General features: G+C 40.1%; 18 protein-coding genes and 1 rRNA gene. 4 read left to right on the forward strand and 15 right to left on the reverse strand.

The window, feature by feature from the left end:
- Positions 1-600: ribosomal RNA gene (locus N0O92_RS17815) — 16S ribosomal RNA — on the reverse strand; the annotation flags it as partial.
- Positions 601-1,558: 958 nt separating this feature from the next.
- Between N0O92_RS17815 and N0O92_RS17820 the strand changes: the two genes are divergently transcribed.
- Positions 1,559-1,738, forward strand: a complete 180-nt coding sequence (locus N0O92_RS17820) for a hypothetical protein (protein WP_315616019.1) — start codon at positions 1,559-1,561, stop codon at positions 1,736-1,738.
- 332 nt (positions 1,739-2,070) lie between these two features.
- Here N0O92_RS17820 and N0O92_RS17825 read toward each other — a convergent pair whose 3' ends face one another.
- The 4 genes from N0O92_RS17825 to N0O92_RS17840 form a co-directional block, all read right to left on the reverse strand.
- Complete coding sequence (locus tag N0O92_RS17825) at positions 2,071-2,754, reverse strand: DUF4956 domain-containing protein (protein ID WP_315616020.1); 684 nt, start codon at positions 2,752-2,754, stop codon at positions 2,071-2,073.
- Positions 2,755-2,771: 17 nt separating this feature from the next.
- Positions 2,772-3,470 carry a polyphosphate polymerase domain-containing protein gene (locus N0O92_RS17830; RefSeq protein ID WP_315616021.1) on the reverse strand — a complete coding sequence of 233 codons (699 nt, stop codon included), beginning with the start codon at positions 3,468-3,470 and terminating at the stop codon, positions 2,772-2,774.
- A gap of 160 nt (positions 3,471-3,630) precedes the next feature.
- The gene (locus tag N0O92_RS17835; protein ID WP_315616022.1) at positions 3,631-4,920 is read right to left on the reverse strand and encodes a sensor histidine kinase; all 1,290 of its coding nucleotides are present in this window, start codon (positions 4,918-4,920) and stop codon (positions 3,631-3,633) included.
- Complete coding sequence (locus N0O92_RS17840) at positions 4,913-5,599, reverse strand: response regulator transcription factor (RefSeq protein WP_315616023.1); 687 nt, start codon at positions 5,597-5,599, stop codon at positions 4,913-4,915. The genes N0O92_RS17835 and N0O92_RS17840 overlap by 8 nt, the downstream gene beginning before the upstream one ends.
- Before the next feature lie 194 nt (positions 5,600-5,793).
- Between N0O92_RS17840 and N0O92_RS17845 the strand changes: the two genes are divergently transcribed.
- Entirely contained in the window at positions 5,794-7,815 is a 2,022-nt protein-coding gene (locus N0O92_RS17845; RefSeq protein ID WP_315616024.1) for a carbohydrate-binding domain-containing protein, read from the forward strand.
- Between the two features lie 311 nt (positions 7,816-8,126).
- Here the strand turns inward: N0O92_RS17845 and N0O92_RS17850 are convergent, their stop codons facing one another.
- From N0O92_RS17850 to N0O92_RS17865, 4 genes are read right to left on the reverse strand one after another with little or no spacing between them, the layout of a single operon-like run.
- On the reverse strand, positions 8,127-8,315 hold the full coding sequence (locus N0O92_RS17850) for a hypothetical protein (RefSeq protein ID WP_315616025.1): 189 nt from the start codon (positions 8,313-8,315) through the stop codon (positions 8,127-8,129).
- Positions 8,316-8,330: 15 nt separating this feature from the next.
- A complete protein-coding gene (dnaB, locus tag N0O92_RS17855; protein ID WP_315616026.1) occupies positions 8,331-9,611 on the reverse strand; it encodes a replicative DNA helicase in 1,281 nt (426 codons plus the stop codon).
- Positions 9,604-9,939 (reverse strand): replicative helicase loader/inhibitor, encoded by a 336-nt coding sequence (locus N0O92_RS17860; protein WP_315616027.1) that lies wholly within the window; start codon positions 9,937-9,939, stop codon positions 9,604-9,606. The genes dnaB and N0O92_RS17860 overlap by 8 nt, the downstream gene beginning before the upstream one ends.
- Positions 9,936-10,751: a DnaD domain-containing protein gene (locus tag N0O92_RS17865; RefSeq protein ID WP_315616028.1), complete on the reverse strand. Its 816-nt coding sequence runs from the start codon at positions 10,749-10,751 to the stop codon at positions 9,936-9,938. Before N0O92_RS17865 ends, N0O92_RS17860 begins: the two co-directional genes overlap by 4 nt.
- 445 nt (positions 10,752-11,196) lie before the next feature.
- On the opposite strand from N0O92_RS17865, the gene N0O92_RS17870 reads away from it, so the two are divergent.
- Positions 11,197-11,751, forward strand: a complete 555-nt coding sequence (locus N0O92_RS17870) for a hypothetical protein (protein WP_315616029.1) — start codon at positions 11,197-11,199, stop codon at positions 11,749-11,751.
- 507 nt (positions 11,752-12,258) lie between these two features.
- Here the strand turns inward: N0O92_RS17870 and N0O92_RS17875 are convergent.
- The 5 genes from N0O92_RS17875 to N0O92_RS17895 all read right to left on the reverse strand — a co-directional run bounded on the left by N0O92_RS17875 (position 12,259) and on the right by N0O92_RS17895 (position 15,591).
- The gene (locus N0O92_RS17875) at positions 12,259-12,603 is read right to left on the reverse strand and encodes a hypothetical protein (protein WP_315616030.1); all 345 of its coding nucleotides are present in this window, start codon (positions 12,601-12,603) and stop codon (positions 12,259-12,261) included.
- 22 nt (positions 12,604-12,625) lie between these two features.
- On the reverse strand, positions 12,626-13,654 hold the full coding sequence (locus tag N0O92_RS17880) for a hypothetical protein (protein WP_315616031.1): 1,029 nt from the start codon (positions 13,652-13,654) through the stop codon (positions 12,626-12,628).
- A 318-nt stretch (positions 13,655-13,972) separates the two neighbouring features.
- Entirely contained in the window at positions 13,973-14,584 is a 612-nt protein-coding gene (locus tag N0O92_RS17885) for an FMN-binding negative transcriptional regulator (RefSeq protein ID WP_315616032.1), read from the reverse strand.
- Between the two features lie 16 nt (positions 14,585-14,600).
- Entirely contained in the window at positions 14,601-15,119 is a 519-nt protein-coding gene (gene paiA, locus N0O92_RS17890; protein WP_315616033.1) for a spermidine/spermine N(1)-acetyltransferase, read from the reverse strand.
- 19 nt (positions 15,120-15,138) lie between these two features.
- The gene (locus N0O92_RS17895) at positions 15,139-15,591 is read right to left on the reverse strand and encodes a MarR family winged helix-turn-helix transcriptional regulator (protein ID WP_315616034.1); all 453 of its coding nucleotides are present in this window, start codon (positions 15,589-15,591) and stop codon (positions 15,139-15,141) included.
- Between the two features lie 120 nt (positions 15,592-15,711).
- Between N0O92_RS17895 and N0O92_RS17900 the strand changes: the two genes are divergently transcribed.
- Positions 15,712-16,149, forward strand: a complete 438-nt coding sequence (locus tag N0O92_RS17900; RefSeq protein ID WP_315616035.1) for a GNAT family N-acetyltransferase — start codon at positions 15,712-15,714, stop codon at positions 16,147-16,149.
- 79 nt (positions 16,150-16,228) lie between these two features.
- On the opposite strand, the gene N0O92_RS17905 is transcribed toward N0O92_RS17900, so the two are convergent.
- Positions 16,229-17,428, reverse strand: a complete 1,200-nt coding sequence (locus tag N0O92_RS17905; protein ID WP_315616036.1) for an MFS transporter — start codon at positions 17,426-17,428, stop codon at positions 16,229-16,231.
- Positions 17,429-17,902: the final 474 nt, after the last annotated feature.

Consider the following 17,902-nt stretch of genomic DNA (forward strand, 5'->3'; position numbering starts at 1 on the left):
AGACCGCCTGCGCGCGCTTTACGCCCAATAATTCCGGACAACGCTTGCCACCTACGTATTACCGCGGCTGCTGGCACGTAGTTAGCCGTGGCTTTCTGGTTAGGTACCGTCAAGGTACCGCCCTATTTGAACGGTACTTGTTCTTCCCTAACAACAGAGCTTTACGAGCCGAAACCCTTCATCACTCACGCGGCGTTGCTCCGTCAGACTTTCGTCCATTGCGGAAGATTCCCTACTGCTGCCTCCCGTAGGAGTCTGGGCCGTGTCTCAGTCCCAGTGTGGCCGATCACCCTCTCAGGTCGGCTACGCATCGTCGCCTTGGTAAGCCATTACCTTACCAACTAGCTAATGCGCCGCGGGCCCATCCTGTAGTGATAGCCGGAGCCATCTTTTAACCTAAGATCATGTGATCTCAGATGTTACCCGGTATTAGCACCGATTTCTCGGTGTTATCCCGATCTACAGGGCAGGTTGCCCACGTGTTACTCACCCGTCCGCCGCTAACGTCATAAGAGCAAGCTCTTAATCAGTCCGCTCGACTTGCATGTATTAGGCACGCCGCCAGCGTTCGTCCTGAGCCAGGATCAAACTCTCCATAAAAATGGTAAGCTGATTAGCTCAAAATGTATCGCTAACGATACTTCATCTTTTTTAATAAAATGATGAGAAAAAATTGACGAGATATCATGTATCTCTTTTCGCTTGGCTTTTGTTCAGTTTTCAAAGAACTCGTCAGTCACTGTTTTCCTCAGCGACATTTATTATCATAACATAATAATTCGTTCCACGCAACACCTTTTTGAAAAATTTTGCGCAATCACTAGCGAATCAATGAATCAATCGCAGCGACAAGTAATAATATATCACGAATTAAAATTCTGCGCAATCTTTAATTTAAAATTAATTTTTGCGGCTAGATTTATTAATCTATCAGAGATCGAAACAAATAGCAATTATTATTTTTGGTACAACTCTATTTTGGCACTCCTTCTATAATATAGAGGAATGAAAGAACAACAGGTCCAGCCCCCTTTTCTTCCATATACAAATTTGAAGATGCTGTTCAGTTCACTCATGATCATCTACTCGAGTCGCTATTCGGGAATAATAGGGAGTAGCCCAATCGAAAGGAGCAGCGTTTTGAAGATAACTTCGATTACGTTAACTAAACACTCCGTCTTTCAACAATTTTTCCACCATTTATGAAAACTTAGGCTTCCGTCAAGTTTCTTCCTATATAGAACTTCCATTTGAATTTGGTTATACATTGGGGAAAACCGAAAGTATAGGACATGCGAGCATTCGGTTTTATCCCCAACTAGACGATTACCTTATTACCATACCTAGAAAATACCCGGTTTCGGCAGAATGAAACTAGAGAAACTCAAAAGTCTACTCCTAGAAAAAACAAAACCTCACTTCATCGAGCCGAACCTCCAAAACAAAAAGTATTCCATACCTATTTCCGCCGCACTTGAAAAGACATAGATTAACCAAGTATAGAAATGATTGTTTAGAAAATGCTAGTAGAAAGGTTTTATAGAAAGGAGAATGCAAGATGAGTCAATCAAACAACCAAAATCAAGTTCAACAGATGGCCGATTGGATCAAAACCAATGCAGTTCATATTACGGAAGGATCTGTTAATAAAACAATGATTCGACATCGTCTAAGAATGGAATTTGACGTTCAAGATGAAGAAGTGGTCGATGAGGTATATAACATAATAACTGAATAGGGATTTTTCAGGGCAGAAGTTTTACAAAACCAAGCACACTTTAACAAAAACGGACATCAGTTCCGTTATTTTCATCAACATCTAGCGTTTTTGGGGTTTGGTGGACACAGAGTCCGCTATTTGCAGAAAATCGTCATCATTATACTCTTCAAACACGAAATAGCGGCATCTCAGTCCGCCAACGTCGCAAATCATTGATTTTGTCACAAATAACGGAATGTGAGTCCACTTAAGACCCAAAAAAACAGCTAACAAGCGGGACGAGGAACCCGTCCCCGCGTCCCAATTCTACAATTCCCGACAAAATCCGGGTGGTGACTGGCACCCCAAAATTACGCAGTAAAATTCCCATCATAACTTAACATAACCGCAGATCGAACTCCTTCCATATTTGAGATGTTTTCAATGAAACTCGCATCGGTTTCTTTGACGCGAATTTCGTACGTGATCTCATAATCATGTCCTGGCATAACCGATTTTGACTTTAACGAGTGTTTTTTCGAATTTCTGGCAATCACATGTTCGAGTGCCGTTTCAATTGCGTTATCTTGATATTTGACCACGAGTAAATATGGATTCTCAACCGTAATCCGGTTGATAAAAATGATTAATACTAAACCAATTAACAGCGAACCGACAATGACGAGTGGAATGAAGCCAGCTCCACACAAAATCCCAGCAATGATTGCCCAAAAAAGGTACACAAGGTCCATCGGGTCTTTAATTGGCGTTCGAAAACGCACGATTGACAAAGCCCCTACCATCCCTAGTGACAACAAGACGTTTGAAGCGATCCCCATAATAATTAAAGCGGTCGCCATCGACATCACAATTAACGATATATTAAACGTGTGTGAATAGATCACACCTGAGAACGTTTTTTTGTAAACAAAATAAATAAAAAGACCAACGATAAAGGCGACCACTAAGCCGATCACAGAATCGACGAGAGAGAATGTTGTTGTTCTCTCTAAAATGCTTGATTTAAAAATATCTGTAAAATTGATACTATCCATTGATTATTCCTCCTTGATTATCCGAACATTCGACTCATTTGATATTTAGAATAAGCGCAGCTTCGTCTGTCACCTATTTGTAGCAACTGCTTGATTACAATAGGTAAATACTCGTCAAATTTCACTTCTAATACAACAACATCAGGATCTGTTTCTACCATCGATAAGTTGCGATTTAATAAATCATTATTACGAATGCTTGTCTTAATCGAGCTGTCAAAGGTAACACGCACATTGCCGTAGCGATAAATGAACACTTCCCGTTCATAATCGACGACCGTGAGGGGCTTTAATTGAAAGTGGTTCATGTGAAAAAAAAGCTCCCTAATGAGTGTTCGATCATCGTGTTCCATCCAATGAATATCACCAGAACGCATTCGCTCATACTCTTGTGCTGTCATTGAACATTTTTGTTTAAATGTTAGGTTATTGCGCTTGCTCTTTTTTTCTAAGTTTAAAACATCCGTATTATCATTGTATAAACGAACCCTGTATTTATCGCGCTCATAATATCCTTCCTTCTTTTGTGTTAATACTTTGTTATCAAAGTTATCAAAGTAGACACTGCGTATAAGATAGGTTCCATCTTTGCCAGCATGCGGGTCCACTTCCATGTAATGCTTTAATTTATTGCGAAGCAAATAGCAATCCATTTTTGTTATTTCATGCTTTAGCTCTCTTCTGCCTTTGATTCCTTGTAATTCCATTGAGTTCATCGTTAATTCTCCTTCTTTTCTTCATTAGTAGCAGTTCCATGAATCACATTATTAAAGATGAACCTTAAACAAACCTTAAAAAGGTTTGATGAAACTTTCCGTTTGTGAACTCAAACAAAAAAAGACCTCAAATAGGCCATAAATGCCTAGTTAAGATCTCTCATTCCTTTGGTAGTTTTACGATAAACGTTGTCCCTCTTTGCTCGTTGCGAGTGGCTGAGATCGTCCCATTATGTTTTGCGACAATCCACTGAGCAATCGAAAGTCCAAGTCCCGTCCCACCAGTTTCACGTGAGCGAGCACGATCCTCGCGGTAAAAGCGTTCAAAAACATGGGGAAGGTTTTCTTCTTTTATTCCAATTCCGGTATCACTAATATCTAGGACTGCTTTTTGGTCTTGGACATACGTTTTCACTCCAATACTGTCTTCTGCGCTCGTGTATTTTAACGCATTGTCGAGTAGTATGACGATTAGCTGATGAAAACGGACTTCATCGGCTTGAATAAAGGCATTTCCATGAAGATTCAACCAAAATTGTTTGTCCTGAGACTCCGCAATTTCAATATAGGGTGCACAAACTGACTTTAGAAATTGGTCGAGCTCAATCGGTTGTTTAACGAGCTCTGTTTCAGCAGAATCAGCTCGGGCCAATGTTAACAAGTCAGAGGTGAGCTTGGACAATCGTCGCGTTTCCGATAAACTCAGAGCAATATTCTCAAATTTATTTACTATTTTTTCCTCTGGCTTCGTCAGCAATAGCTCTAATTTATTTTGAATAATCGTTAATGGCGTGCGTAGCTCATGAGAGGCATTTTCAACGAATTCTGCCTGCTTGTTCCACGATCGGATAATCGGCTTCATCATTTTTTTTGATAGAACATAGCTTGCTGAAATCGAAAGAATGATGAAGATCAGCGAGCAAATAACAATTAATCGTCCAAAATTATCGATAATCGTCTGCTCGGCATCCACATTCATTAACAACTGCGTATAGGCTACCTCATCATCTGTTTCATCCTCAAACAGAAGATATCGAAAATGAAATTCGTCCTTAATCGTCATACTTGTAATCGTATTGAGTGTCGATGTAGTTAATGAAAGATTGTCTAAATACGTATTATAAAACAACGTCCCGATCTCATCCTGATTAATAATCTCACCATCTTCATTCCAATCAAGAACGATAATACGCGGATTCGGATTATTCCGCAGTTGTTCTTCACGTGGTCCTGGAGGGGCGTTTTGACGTGGAGCTCTCATGTCAGCTGGCGGTTTTGTCCCGACCACTTCCTTAAAGAAAAGAAGATCCTCATCCGCTTCTGAAAATAAGGTGTTTTGAACCTGACTAAAGACAATCAAACCGAAAATCGTAAAAATGATGGTAAACGCAATAAGGTTCAATACCATAAATGTTAGTTGCTGTTTTCGAAACATCTTTTGCTTAACCATGTCCTTCACCAGACTCAGTCAGCATATAACCTAAGCCCCGAAATGTTTTGATATATTGATCATAGCCAAACACCTTTAAATTTTTCCGTAAATTACTTGCATACACCTCAACAACAGTCGTTGACGTATCTGATTCAAAACCCCAAATTCGATCAAAAATTTGTTCTTTCGTTAAAATCGTGTTCTTATTTGTAATAAGATACTCAAGCAAATCAAATTGCTTTCCATTAAGCTTAATCGGCTCATCATGAATGGTCGCTGTTTTTGTTTTTATATTTAGCTTTAGATCTTTGTATGTTAAGACATGTTCATGTAAATCGCCTCCCGCTCTTCTAACAATCGCTTCTAATCGAAGCAGCAGTTCTTCGCGGTGAAATGGCTTCACTAAATAATCATCAGCCCCGACTTTAAAACCTTGAATTTTATCATCGATTCCATCCTTGGCTGTTAGCATTAAAACAGGTGTCATAATTTTGTTTTTCCGTAAATGTTGCAACACTTCATACCCGTTCATGTTAGGCAGCATGATATCTAAAATAATACAATCAAAAATATTTTGCTCTGCTATATATAAGCCCTCTTCCCCATCAAAGGCTTGTTCAGCCTGAAACAATGCACTTGTGGTTTCCTTAATCGTATCGGAGAGGGATGGGTCATCTTCAATAATTAACAGTTTCATCTGTTTGTCACCTTTTTCTTTGAATGGGTCTGTTCAAATTATAGGTCTATTTATTGAATTTGCAACTGTTTCTTCGCGACTACTAAAAAATTTCATTATCGAAAGTTATTTTTAAGGTTTTGTTAAGGTTCGTTACTCATAATGACGTCAACAGGAGCAAACCTGTAAGCGAAAAGGAAAAGGAGATTTAAATGATGAACCGATCAGATTCTTATTCAATACAATGGGCAGCTACATTATTATGTGTAGGTTTATTGTTTGGTTGCAGTGATAATGCGAGCACCAACAATGAAGTGCCAGAAACAGCAGAAACAGTCGTTAGTGAGGAGCTGAACAGTGATATAGCTGAACTAGTAGCTTATGCTGCTGATGACTACTATACCGACTGGGAATCGGAGGATCCTACTTACATTGAATTCAATGGTTCGGAAGTCTCATATGACTCAGCCTCTATTATTAACCAAGACGGTGTTGTAACGATTAAAACAGGCGGTACATACGTCCTAACGGGGAAAATGGATGATGGCCAAATTGTCGTCGATGCTGAAGATAAAAGTACGGTAAGACTAGTTCTAAACGGAGTCGAGCTGCATTCGTCAACAAGCTCAGCCATCCATGTGGTCAAGGCCGAAAAAACGACTATTTCTCTGCCAGAAGGTACAGAAAACATCGTGTCTGATGCAAGTCAGTACATTTATGCAGATTCGTCAACCGATGAACCGAATGCCGCCATTTTTAGTAAAGCAGATTTAACGATTAACGGTACCGGAACATTAGTCGTCGAGGCAAACTACAACAATGGAATCTCGAGTAAAGATCAATTAAAAATCACCGGCGGAAATCTTGACATCACCGCAGTTGACGATGGCTTAATGGGACGAGACCTTGTCGCTGTTCAAGCTGGAACATTCACCATCAAAGCGGACGGAGATGGTGTGAAATCAACCCATGATAAAGATTCATCAAAAGGTTCCATTGTACTAGAGGGAGGAACGTTTACGATTACTTCCGGCAATGACGGCATCCAAGCGCAAACATCGTTATACATTGCAGATGGTTCCTATAACATTGTTAGCGGTGGTGGAAGTCCAGAGTCTATCAGCAATTATGAATCAAAAATGCAAGCTCCTGGAGGTACGACTTCCACATCATCAGAATCAAGTAGCACAAAAGCTTTAAAAGCTGCGACTGACGTATCAATCGGTGGGGGCTCATTCAATCTTGATAGTTTAGATGATTCGATCCATAGCAATGGCAACATAACCATTACCGGTGGACAGTTTACGATAGCCTCTGGCGATGACGCCATCCATGCTGATTCAGAGATTGTGATTGAAGCTGGTACGATTGACATTTCGAAAAGTTATGAAGGATTGGAAGGTCAAGCCGTAACCATTAATGGTGGAGATATTCAACTAGTCTCAAGCGATGATGGCATAAACGTAAGTGGCGGAAATGACGGCTCGAGTCTAGATATGAAAACGGCCTCTACGGCTGGATTGCTTTCCATTAACGGTGGTACCGTTTTTGTTAATGCAAATGGCGATGGGCTCGACGCGAATGGTTCAATTGAAATGACAGGAGGAACGGTCTATGTAAATGGCCCAACTTCAAATGGAGAAGGCGCACTTGATTACGATGCTCGTTTTGATTTGACAGGCGGAACCCTGATTGCAGCTGGCAGTGCCGGAATGAATCAGGCAGTCTCAGATTCTTCAAGTCAACACGCGGTTATGATGACCTTCACGAATGTTCAGCCAGCTAACACGACGGTTGAGTTGACTGACAGCACTGGAACAAGCATCCTTCAATTTGCACCTGAAAAGGAGTTTCAAACGATTTTAATGAGTTCACCTGATCTAGCAAAAGATACAAGTTACACACTTTCTTCTTCTGCCGCCACTGTTGATGTCACGATTTCTGATGTCGTGACATGGCTAAATGAAGAAGGGGTAACGACAGCCGGAAGTATCGGTGGCATGGGTGGCATGGGTAGAGGTGGCTTCTCTCCTGATAATGCGGGCGGACTTCCTCCTGGTAGTGAGCAGGCTCGTCCTGATCGAGGAGCTATGTTTGCTGACTTAGATGAAGAAACTAGAGCAAAGGTCGAAGCGATTATGCAACAAATGCGTGACGGAACAATCACAAGAGAAGTAGCAGAAGCGCAGCTCGCCGAACTTGGTGTTGAAACGTTTGGCCGCGGAGAAAGACCGTAGGATTTATCTAAAAATAACAAAGACAATAGCACCGTGCTTGCGGTGCTTTTTGTTTGCGGGAAGGGGCAAGACTGGTGCACAAGTGGAGTCTCTTAAAAGATGAGAGAATTCAAACAAAATAGGTAGTATCTCGAAAGACTCTTCCCACTTTTATCTATTTGCTCCTTCATCATCTTGATGAAAGACATTTCCCATTCTTCCAAGCTCTACTTTGTCTTCAAGTTTGGCCCACTAACAGACACCTTACCTATTCTGCCCACAAAAAAAGAAGCCAGAGAGCGCCGCCCCTTGATCATCACTCGCGTCCACTCTCACTTTGAATACATCCGTCCCCGCGCCCCACCCGTCCCACTAGAATTCCTCCCCTTCAACACCCGAACCTGCTGCTTCAACAACTGGTTCTCCCTTACTAGCCACTCATTCTCCAACTGATAATCCCGAACTTGCTTCTTCAACAGTGACAGATCATACGCTACTTTTAATTGCTGAACTTCTCCCATTTAACAGCCTCCTATTTATCCTTTTACTAGGTTCACAAACCTTCCATATTCCTTCTCAAACAACACTTCTACCGTCCCAACGGGTCCATTCCGTTGTTTGGCGACAATGATTTCCGTGATGTTTGGTTGATCTGTTTCATGGTCGTAATAATCATCTCGGTACAAAAAAGTAACAATATCTGCATCCTGTTCAATGCTGCCTGATTCTCGGATGTCCGACATCATCGGCCGCTTCACTTGGCGGCCCTCCACCTTTCTAGATAGCTGCGAAAGAGCGATAATCGGGACGTCGAGTTCTCTTGCCATCGCTTTTAGGGAACGGGAGATGTCGGACACTTCTTGTTGGCGGTTTTCTCCTCGTTTGCTAGAGGGCTGAATAAGCTGGAGGTAATCAATGATCACAAGATGGTCTCGGTTTGGGTATCTGCGTTTAATTTCGCTTAGTTTGGAACGAATTTCAGAGACTTGGATACTCGGGTTATCAATGATTTCCATGTCCCACTTTTCAATCGCTCCGATGGCATGTACAGCTTGAAGATAATCATCAGAGGAAAAGAAACGCGTCGGGTTTTTCCATTTCATTCCGTCAATCCGCCCTTCAGCGTTAATCCACCGGATCGCTAGTTGTCTATCTGCCATTTCTAAGGAAAAGAACGTTGTCACTCCACCCCTGCGGCAGTTAACCGCACCCAAGTGCAAGGCAAACGCAGTTTTTCCGACAGACGGCCTAGCTGCAACAATGATCAAATCCTGCTTTTGCCAGCCTCCCGTCATTTTATCGAGATCAATGATGCCACTTGGTCTTCCTCTGAGGTCTTCGGTTGGTTCGTGCAAAATTTCAACAACATCAGCAAGAATCTCTTTTTTCGTCCGGTGTTGCTTTTTAATCGTCAGCTCCTGTATTTGTTGGAGCTCCGTGATGAGAGTATTGATCGTCTCATCATTTGCTTCATAATGAAATTGTTCAGTGAGCTTCACGGCAGACCGTCTTCGCACCTGTTCGAGGGTTAGTTCTTCGTAGTGCTTAAAGTTGCTGGTTGTCGCGACGGCATTCATCAGTTCAGATAAGTACGCCACTCCCCCAATCGACTCGAGAACATCGCGTAACATCGTGACGACCGTTACAATATCTGGAGGGGTTGCGGACCGTTCTAATGCTCGCATCGCTTGAAAGATGACCTTATGGCGGGCTTCGTAAAAATGTTCTTCGTGTAGGCTGCATTCTTTGATCAGTTCAGGTTCAAGGAGGATGGCTCCAATAACAGCTTGTTCGGCAACGGACGGGTGCTCACTCATCTTCTGCCTCCGTTAATCCCAGCTGCTTGAAGCGAACTTGAAATTCTTCGATTTGCTCTTGTGTTGGGGGATTCTCACTCGCACGTTTTTCAAATTCCTGCGTTTTTCTCAATACTTCGTTTTCCTGAAGAGGATAAGAGGCAATATCTGAAATCGTCGGCGGCCAAGGGTTGGTGATGATGTATTCGTTCAACCGTTTCATCACCCCAGCAAGATCCATTTGCAGCAAAACTGGGACAAGGATTTTCATTTTTCGTTCTGTGAGTTCATAGGATGGGTAAACTTCGTGGATCGTTAGGAGAACTTCGGCGGCTTCCTCATTTGTCATGAAAAATCACCTCGTTTCACTCGCTCGAGTAGATCTGTTGGGGATGTTTGCGTTTGTCGCTTCTGGAAGTGAGTTTCGTAGACTTCAATCGCTTGAATGGTCGTTAAGTTTTGATTCGACCATTTTTTTAAAATTCCTTCTGCATAATCCCAGCGTTTCTGCTTCATCAACGCCTTTTTAATCGCGAGCATCACCACTTCTGGACTAAGCTCTTCTAACCAAAGAGCAATTGACTCTGCGATAAAAGGATTTAAGACTCCAATGTTTTCTTCGTAAAAGCGAAATACGACGGCGTAACGCTCTCTTTGCTTTTCTTGTTGTTCTTGTTCTTCTTCTTTTTCTTTTTCTTTTTCTTCTTCTTGTCCACGTAACGTCAACGTATCGTCGTTTTCAAGGCAAAAGGTAGCGTAAAGCTCTCGAATCGAATCGTTGGTCACAAATTGTCCAACATATGTAATAAGAGACCGATCCTTAACGTCCTCTAGCTCCTTCCGAATACAATCAAGCATCGGTTTCCCCCCACGGCCTAGATTGTGCTTGCCCCAGTTCTTAATTGCGAGCTCCCTCGTTTCGTCATTGTACCGAATAAGCTCATGCTGATGCAAAAAGCGCTCAAACAACAGCTGCACCGTTTCAACAGAGAAGCCTGTTTCAAAAGCCACCTGTTTCTTCGTAATCCGGTAAACGCCAATTTGAGTCACTTGCGGATTGGTAAGAAGATACATGAAAAAGAACTTGTCCTCCGGTGTCATCTCCTCCATCACTTTCGGGTCATTCCAAAACCCTGTCTGGATCATACGGAATTTAGCCATATAAAATCCTCCTATCGTATGTATGTCTTCGTATTGTATATATGAGGAAGAGTTGATTTTTGATAGGAGGATTTCAAATTTTTCGTCTTACGTTAGATTGCTGCTCCAGCTCTACACGATTTCTCAAATTGGGGAGTGTTTGATCACTCCCCATCAATGCATGTTAGAGTTCTTTTACCCTTACTTCTTTTTATTCCCTTTATTATTATCTCCGCTAACTGGATCTTTGCCATGTAATTCTGGTGCGTTTTGATTACGGCTGCCGCCTTTATTATATTTTTTGGTCATATGTCACATCTCCTTTCTTATTTTCAGTTTATCCCTATTTTGAAATCATATGTTTTTCTATTCTTCATTCTTGATCTGTTGAGATTCATGAATTTCATCTTTTTATCCATAAATGATCAACCCACAATTGGGTAATCTAAAAATGGGAGGCATAAAAATGATTGCTTATTTTGGTACTATGTATAAAATTGAAGATTTCACTAGCGAAGGGAACGTTCAAAACGCCAATAACGTTATTGGGACAATTGGATTATGGCTCACATCTGATATCCAATCTGCTAAACCGTATGCAATAGGAACGGAGACGGTTTATCAAAAGTCAGAAACGGACTTTTGGGAAGATGGAAAACCTAAGGTTATTCAAGTGGAAAGACGAGTAACTGGCTATATTTACAAACTATTCCTAGATGAACCAAACCTTAAAATATATGATTCTAATAACGGCGATTCGTATGAATTGTTTATGAATGATCGCGACAAATATTGTGAATATATTCATGCAAGAAAAAGAAACTTTACCTGGAAAGATGAGGCTACCCTTTTAAATATGGAGGAAGCCAATGAGAAATTCCGTAACAACCTAATTCATCAGGGGTATGAAGGCTTTGTCATTCGAAATTACAAACGACAAAATGGAGTCACTGACTTGTATTGTCTGTTTTCCATAAAATCTCCGCTCATATCAGATATCATACCGGTAGAAACGTTGTAGTGTGAAACACAGCGCTAGTCCCCCATCCAATTACACTAAAAAAAGCGGGGGACAAAAATGACCACCCATTTACTTTCTCATATCAACTAATTCTATTAAACGACAGGTCGATGAAAGACCTTTCCTCGGTAGTTCGTGCCTGCTTCGTCCTTCATCGGCTTGATGAAAGACTTTTCCTCGGGGGTTCGCGTCTGCTTTGTCCTTCATCCGCTTTATGAAAGACATTTCTTCGGTAGTTCAGTCTACTTTGTCCTTCATCGGCATGATGAAAGACTTTTCCTCGGGGTTTCGCGTATCCTTTGTCCTTCATCCGCTTTATGAAGTACATTTCTTCGGTATTTCGCTCCTACTTTGTCCTTCATCAACTTTATAAATAATAACCTAAACCTTTGCATTATGACCAGTTAGCTTTCTGCATAAAAATCCCCTCCACAGAAGACAGTAAACCTTTTCTTTTTACTATCTTCCATAAGGGGATATTACGACTCCTGTTCTATCGATTAAAACTTACTTAAAACGTATTTCTACGTTTACTGGACCTCGATTTTTTGACGATACCCCAATTCCTGAACTTCCTTTTTCTTGTATTATTTCAAACACAACTTTTCTTTTGACATTTTCAACATCAACGACATAGATAACTTCTTTTCCTGCTCCTAATTTATCCTTATCTATAAGTTTGTCGTCAAGATAGATCGGTAAGGATTCTTCAGAAACAGCATCTTTATCGTAGGCTCTCATTTTAAAATTACGACTGTATGCTTCACTGGTGTTCAATACTTTCACGTACAACATATTATCCTTAGCTCGTTTAACAGGAACCGAACAACGTGAGATATTTCTTTTTGCCATATTAACTCCTCCAATCTACTTATTAATTGTTATCATTATTGTTATTGTTGTTGTTGTTGTTGAGAGAATTAATAGCATCAAGAATGGCTTGACGATTACCGTTTTCTTGTTGAAGCAGCATACCTAACATGTTTGTTAAATTTGAAATTGCTGCTTGACTATTATTTCCATTGTCATTTCCTCTTAAAGCTTCATATAGACTAAGAGATGATAGGACCACAGCAAATGAAGTTGCTACATTATCATTAGTATTAAAGATAATGTTTTGATTGTTACCTGTTGTCAGTTGATTTCCGCCAGCATCCGCACTAATTGTGTTATTTTCAAAGCTAGAAGTTGATGTTGATTCAGAATCTGATTCCGAGTTTGCATCCGCGTCTGCTTCCGCTTCTGCTTCCGCCTCTGCCTCTGCCTCTGCTTCTGCTTCTGCTTCTGCCTCTGCCTCCGCTTCCGCCTCTGCCTCTGCTTCTGCTTCCGCCTCCGCTTCTGCCTCTGCTTCTGCTTCCGCTTCCGCTTCCGCCTCTGCCTCTGCCTCCGCTTCTGCCTCTGCTTCTGCCTCTGCCTCTGCCTCTGCCTCTGCCTCTGCCTCTGCCTCTGCTTCCGCTTCTGCCTCTGCTTCCGCTTCCGCCTCTGCTTCCGCTTCCGCTTCTGCTTCTGCTTCTGCTTCTGCTTCTGCTTCTGCTTCTGCTTCCGCCTCTGCCTCTGCCTCTGCTTCCGCTTCCGCCTCTGCTTCGGCTTCTGCTTCTGCTTCCGCCTCTGCTTCCGCTTCTGCCTCTGCTTCCACTTCTGCTTCTGCTTTCGCCTCTGCTTCCGCTTTCGCCTCTGCTTCCGCCTCTGCTTTTGCTTTTGCTTCCGCAATTGCTAATAATTCATTAATTTGTTTTTCTAACTTTTCCAATTGATAAGATAGCTTTTTCTTTAATTTTTTTGTTGCTTCTGTTTTGTCACCTTCGTAATCATATAGACTATCAAGCAGATCTAGCAGTGCTCGCTTTTTCCGCTCATACTTTTTAACCTTTTTTTCTATTTCAGAATTTTTATCTTTGCCCAATTGAATTCCTCCTTTCATTTGTAGTTGTATATTAGTCAGTTAAAACAACTTTTGATTGGGGGATTTACCTGCTTTTTGAGCAAAATTATTAAATGTACTAATCTTCAAAAAAGGGCCTGGATATAAATCTATATTTATATCCGTTACTGTAATATGATGGGCTCATCCTTACTGAATTTTCCTTTAAAAAAATCGCCCTAACTAATCGCGTACAATTAGTCAGAGCGAATCTATTTTGCTGAGTGGATACTTTCTCATTTTGGGAAAATCCTACGAAAACCTACCCTTTTTTGTTTATTGTGCTATAACATTACTTAATTATCTTTTTAGGTTTGCCTTCATTAACGATGAAATCTGCTGCTCATCTGTATTGGGACTTTGTTCTAGTTCATTCATAACTAGCTCTTGTCGCTGCAATGAATGATTTTGACTTAACTTAGCTTTCCCTTCAATTTTGTTAATTTTTATTTTGAAACCTTGTACTCCTTTATTCATTCCAGAAAGAAACTCAGCATCTACATCTTGTAATCTATAAGAACTGTCAGGAGCTTCATATTTTAATACCATTTGACGTAAGGAATCTATTAACTCATTTTCATCCTCTACTAGTTCGACTTCTCCATAAACATGAACGGTCACGTAATTCCAAGTTGGTACTGCTTTAGTTGTTTCGTACCAAGAGGGGGAGATATAACAATGAGGACCTTGAAAAATAGCTAGGACGGTTTGGTTTTTTATATCTTTCCACTGAGGATTTGGACGAGCAAAGTGGCCGTATAAATATGTATGATCCTTATTCAAAATTAACGGCAAATGAGTGGCGAATGGCACTCCATTATGCTCAGAGAATAAAGTCGCAAAACTATGTTCTTTTATATTGTCGTAAATGGTTGCTTCATCTGTCATTTTAAAATGTGAAGGAATATACATCATCCTCCCCCTTTCGTTATAGAAGTATTTTACTCATGATAAAATCCGTTTGCTCCTCTTCACCCATATAAAAAGTATGAGCTCCCGTTTGGACAAACCCCATTTTCTTATAAAAAGCAATGGCATTTTCGTTTTTCTCCCATACACCTAGCCAGATTTGCTTTTTATTTTGTTCCCTCGCTATATCGATAGCCTGATTTAGTAAATATTTACCAACCCCATGTTTTTGAAATGAAGTCTTTATATAAATCCTCTCGATTTCGAGTGATTCATTACCCACCTCTTCAGACTGAGCATCATTTGTATTAAGCTTTAAATAGCCAGCTACCTCATTATTTACATACACAAAAAAGAATTGCGAAGAAAGATGTGATAATTCTTTTTCTAACTGTTGAGCATTAAATGCTTTTTCCAGATAGGCTAACATATTTTCAGGTGAATTTTGATCTTTAAAAGTGTCATTGAATGTTTCCATACTTATTTCTTGAAGAACCAGCAAATCTTCATCTGTACACTTACTTATACGAATCGTCATTTTGATAGCCACTCCTTTTTCAATACTCTCTCTTGTTTCCTTTTTTAACGAGCTCCCAATCAACCTCCACATTTTTCCTCACCCTTTGAAGAAGATGATGAATGGTCTCCACTTCCTCAGCAGAAAATCCCTCTAATGCGACCTGATTGGAGTAATCATTTTCTCTTTTAATAAAAGGATATACCTGTTTTCCTCTCTCTGTTGGAAAGAGTTTTTTAATCTTTTTGTTATGTTCATCTTCTTTCTTTTCAATAAAGCCATTCATTTCAAGTTTTTTTATCGCTCGAGCTGCTGTTGTTCGATCTACTTTTATCATCTCAGCTAGTTTTTCTTGAATGATTCCGGGGTTCTCACATATTCGTACAAGGTACAAATACTGTCCTTTTGTCAGGTCAAATTCTTTAAATTCTATATTACTAATCGAATCTAATGCCCGTGCGATCATTCCAATTTCACGAAGGATTTCCTGCATGATTATCTCCTCCTACTCATTTTCATTGCATTTACAACAAAATTGGTATAAATTAAATTTATCCTATTTTTATTGCATTTGCAACAAAAGCACCATATGAATCTAAAAGGATGGGGAAAAATGTATACAAAAAGAATCGTATGTGATGAAGATTTACAGATAGCATTTGCTATTAGAAAAGAAGTATTTGTAGAAGAACAAGGCGTTCCACTAGAAGATGAATTTGATGAATTTGATACACGAAATGGCGTTTGTGAACACATATTAGTACATTTCAATGAAAAAACAGTCGGAACGGGACGAATACGTTTTATTGATGGAGTAGGTAAATTGGAAAGAATCTGCATCCTAGAACCTTACCGTAAATATGGTCTCGGGAAAAACATGATACAATCGTTAGAAGAAATCGCGAAAGAACGGGGATATACGCAGGTTAAATTACATGGCCAAACACAGGCAGAAGGTTTTTATAAAAAACTTGGTTATCATACTTCATCTACTATCTTTATGGAAGATGGCATCCCACATGTAGTAATGGTAAAAAATTTAACTACCTAATAATGCAGACAAAACCATCCTATTTTTAGGATGGTTTGTTACTTTCCTCCACTGATGATCAAATTAGTAGGCCCACCCATCATCTCTCCACATGATGAAACTCGTGTCGTCTATATTTGACCATAGAGAAAATACCAAGAATAGGTCCAATGGCTAATAATGCAAAGACCCACTCCCAACCTACATATGTCTGAATGATAGGAATGAGATTAATAGAAAAAATAGTGATTAAGAAGCCTATACACATTTGAAAAGTGAGGGCTGTCCCTACATATTCAACTTCGGCCACCTCTGAAACGGCTGCAGAAAACTGTGCAGAATCCGCGATAACAGACATCCCCCAAATGAAAGAAAGAATGAGAGTTAGCCAAATAAAGTGACCGTATGTTAAACCTATTAATACGGCACAGGTAGCACTTATCAACATAGAGTAAATAGTTAAATTCGACCTTCCAATTTTATCTGAGATTATACCACCCAACACACAACCAATCCCCCCTGCCACCCCTATTGAAAGAAAGGAAGATAAGGCAATAAACCAATAAGGCGTTTCTGGTGAATAACTTATAAAACTAGCAGCCAAAAAAGGAGGAAGCCATGTCCACATCGCATACAATTCCCACATGTGTCCAAAATAACCATAGTTAGCAAGCATGACTGGTTTATTTGTTACAACCTTTTTTATTAATTTGAAGGAGAAAGGAGATTTTTTCGATGTTTCTGGAGCATCCTCTACCATCCAATGAACAATAACTGCTGCTAAGACAGCTAAGACGGACGTAAAAAGGATCACGACCTTCCAATCTAATTCAGAGAAAAACATAACAACAAAATGCGGCAAAGATGACCCTAAAGTTAAAGCCGCTATTAAAATACCAATAGCAAGACCTCTTTTTTTTGGAAACCATTGCGATAACATTTTCACGGCTATTGGGTAAACTCCAGCGAGAGTGACTCCTGTTAGTATTCTTAGGAGTATGCCAAAAAAGGAACCACTAGCTACTATTAGTAAGCCATTTAGCAATGCCCCCACTAACGCTGATACAGCAAAAATGTTTCGGGGATTATAACGGTCTGCTATCCCAACATACGAACTAACGAATGCTCCTATTACAAACCCCAACGGAACAGATGCTGACAACCATACTTCTAAATGAGAGCTAAGGTTCCAATGTTCAATGAGTTCAGATGCAATAACGGATGCACTAAACCATAAACTGAGTGAGAATAATACCGCTAACCCAATCCACGTTAACGCCCTCCAAGATCCTCGATTCATAATACCCCCTTAATAATTAGTCTAGAATGTCATATCGAAATATTCAAAAAAATCAATGTCTACTGGTTGGTACAAAGGTTCTCATGACTTTATCATTTTTTCAATTGATTACATTGTTGATAATACTATAGTTCAAGTTAGATTTCATCTGCATATAAAATGCTACCGGAAAAAGACTTCTTCACCATAAGCAGTAAAGGAGTCTTTTCATACCGTTTTAAAGAGTTGGTTTTTTCTGTCTTATGAAGAAAAAGAGCGGACCAAGTATGCTAATTCTATACATTGGTGCCTTAAATTTTAATAGAAAAAACAGCAAAGTGGGAGCACTTAATTTCCAAATAAGCATAGGTCTCTTGGTGTAAATATAGCCGAAGCTAAACAAAAAAATATAGATGAGCCATGACCAAAAAATGCTCCATCCATTTTTAAAGAAGATCATCTTTGTTTTTGATCCAATAAACTCACAGAAAGCAC

This window comes from Alkalihalobacillus sp. MEB130 (assembly GCF_032335535.1).
Taxonomy (GTDB): domain Bacteria; phylum Bacillota; class Bacilli; order Bacillales; family Bacillaceae_D; genus Halalkalibacter.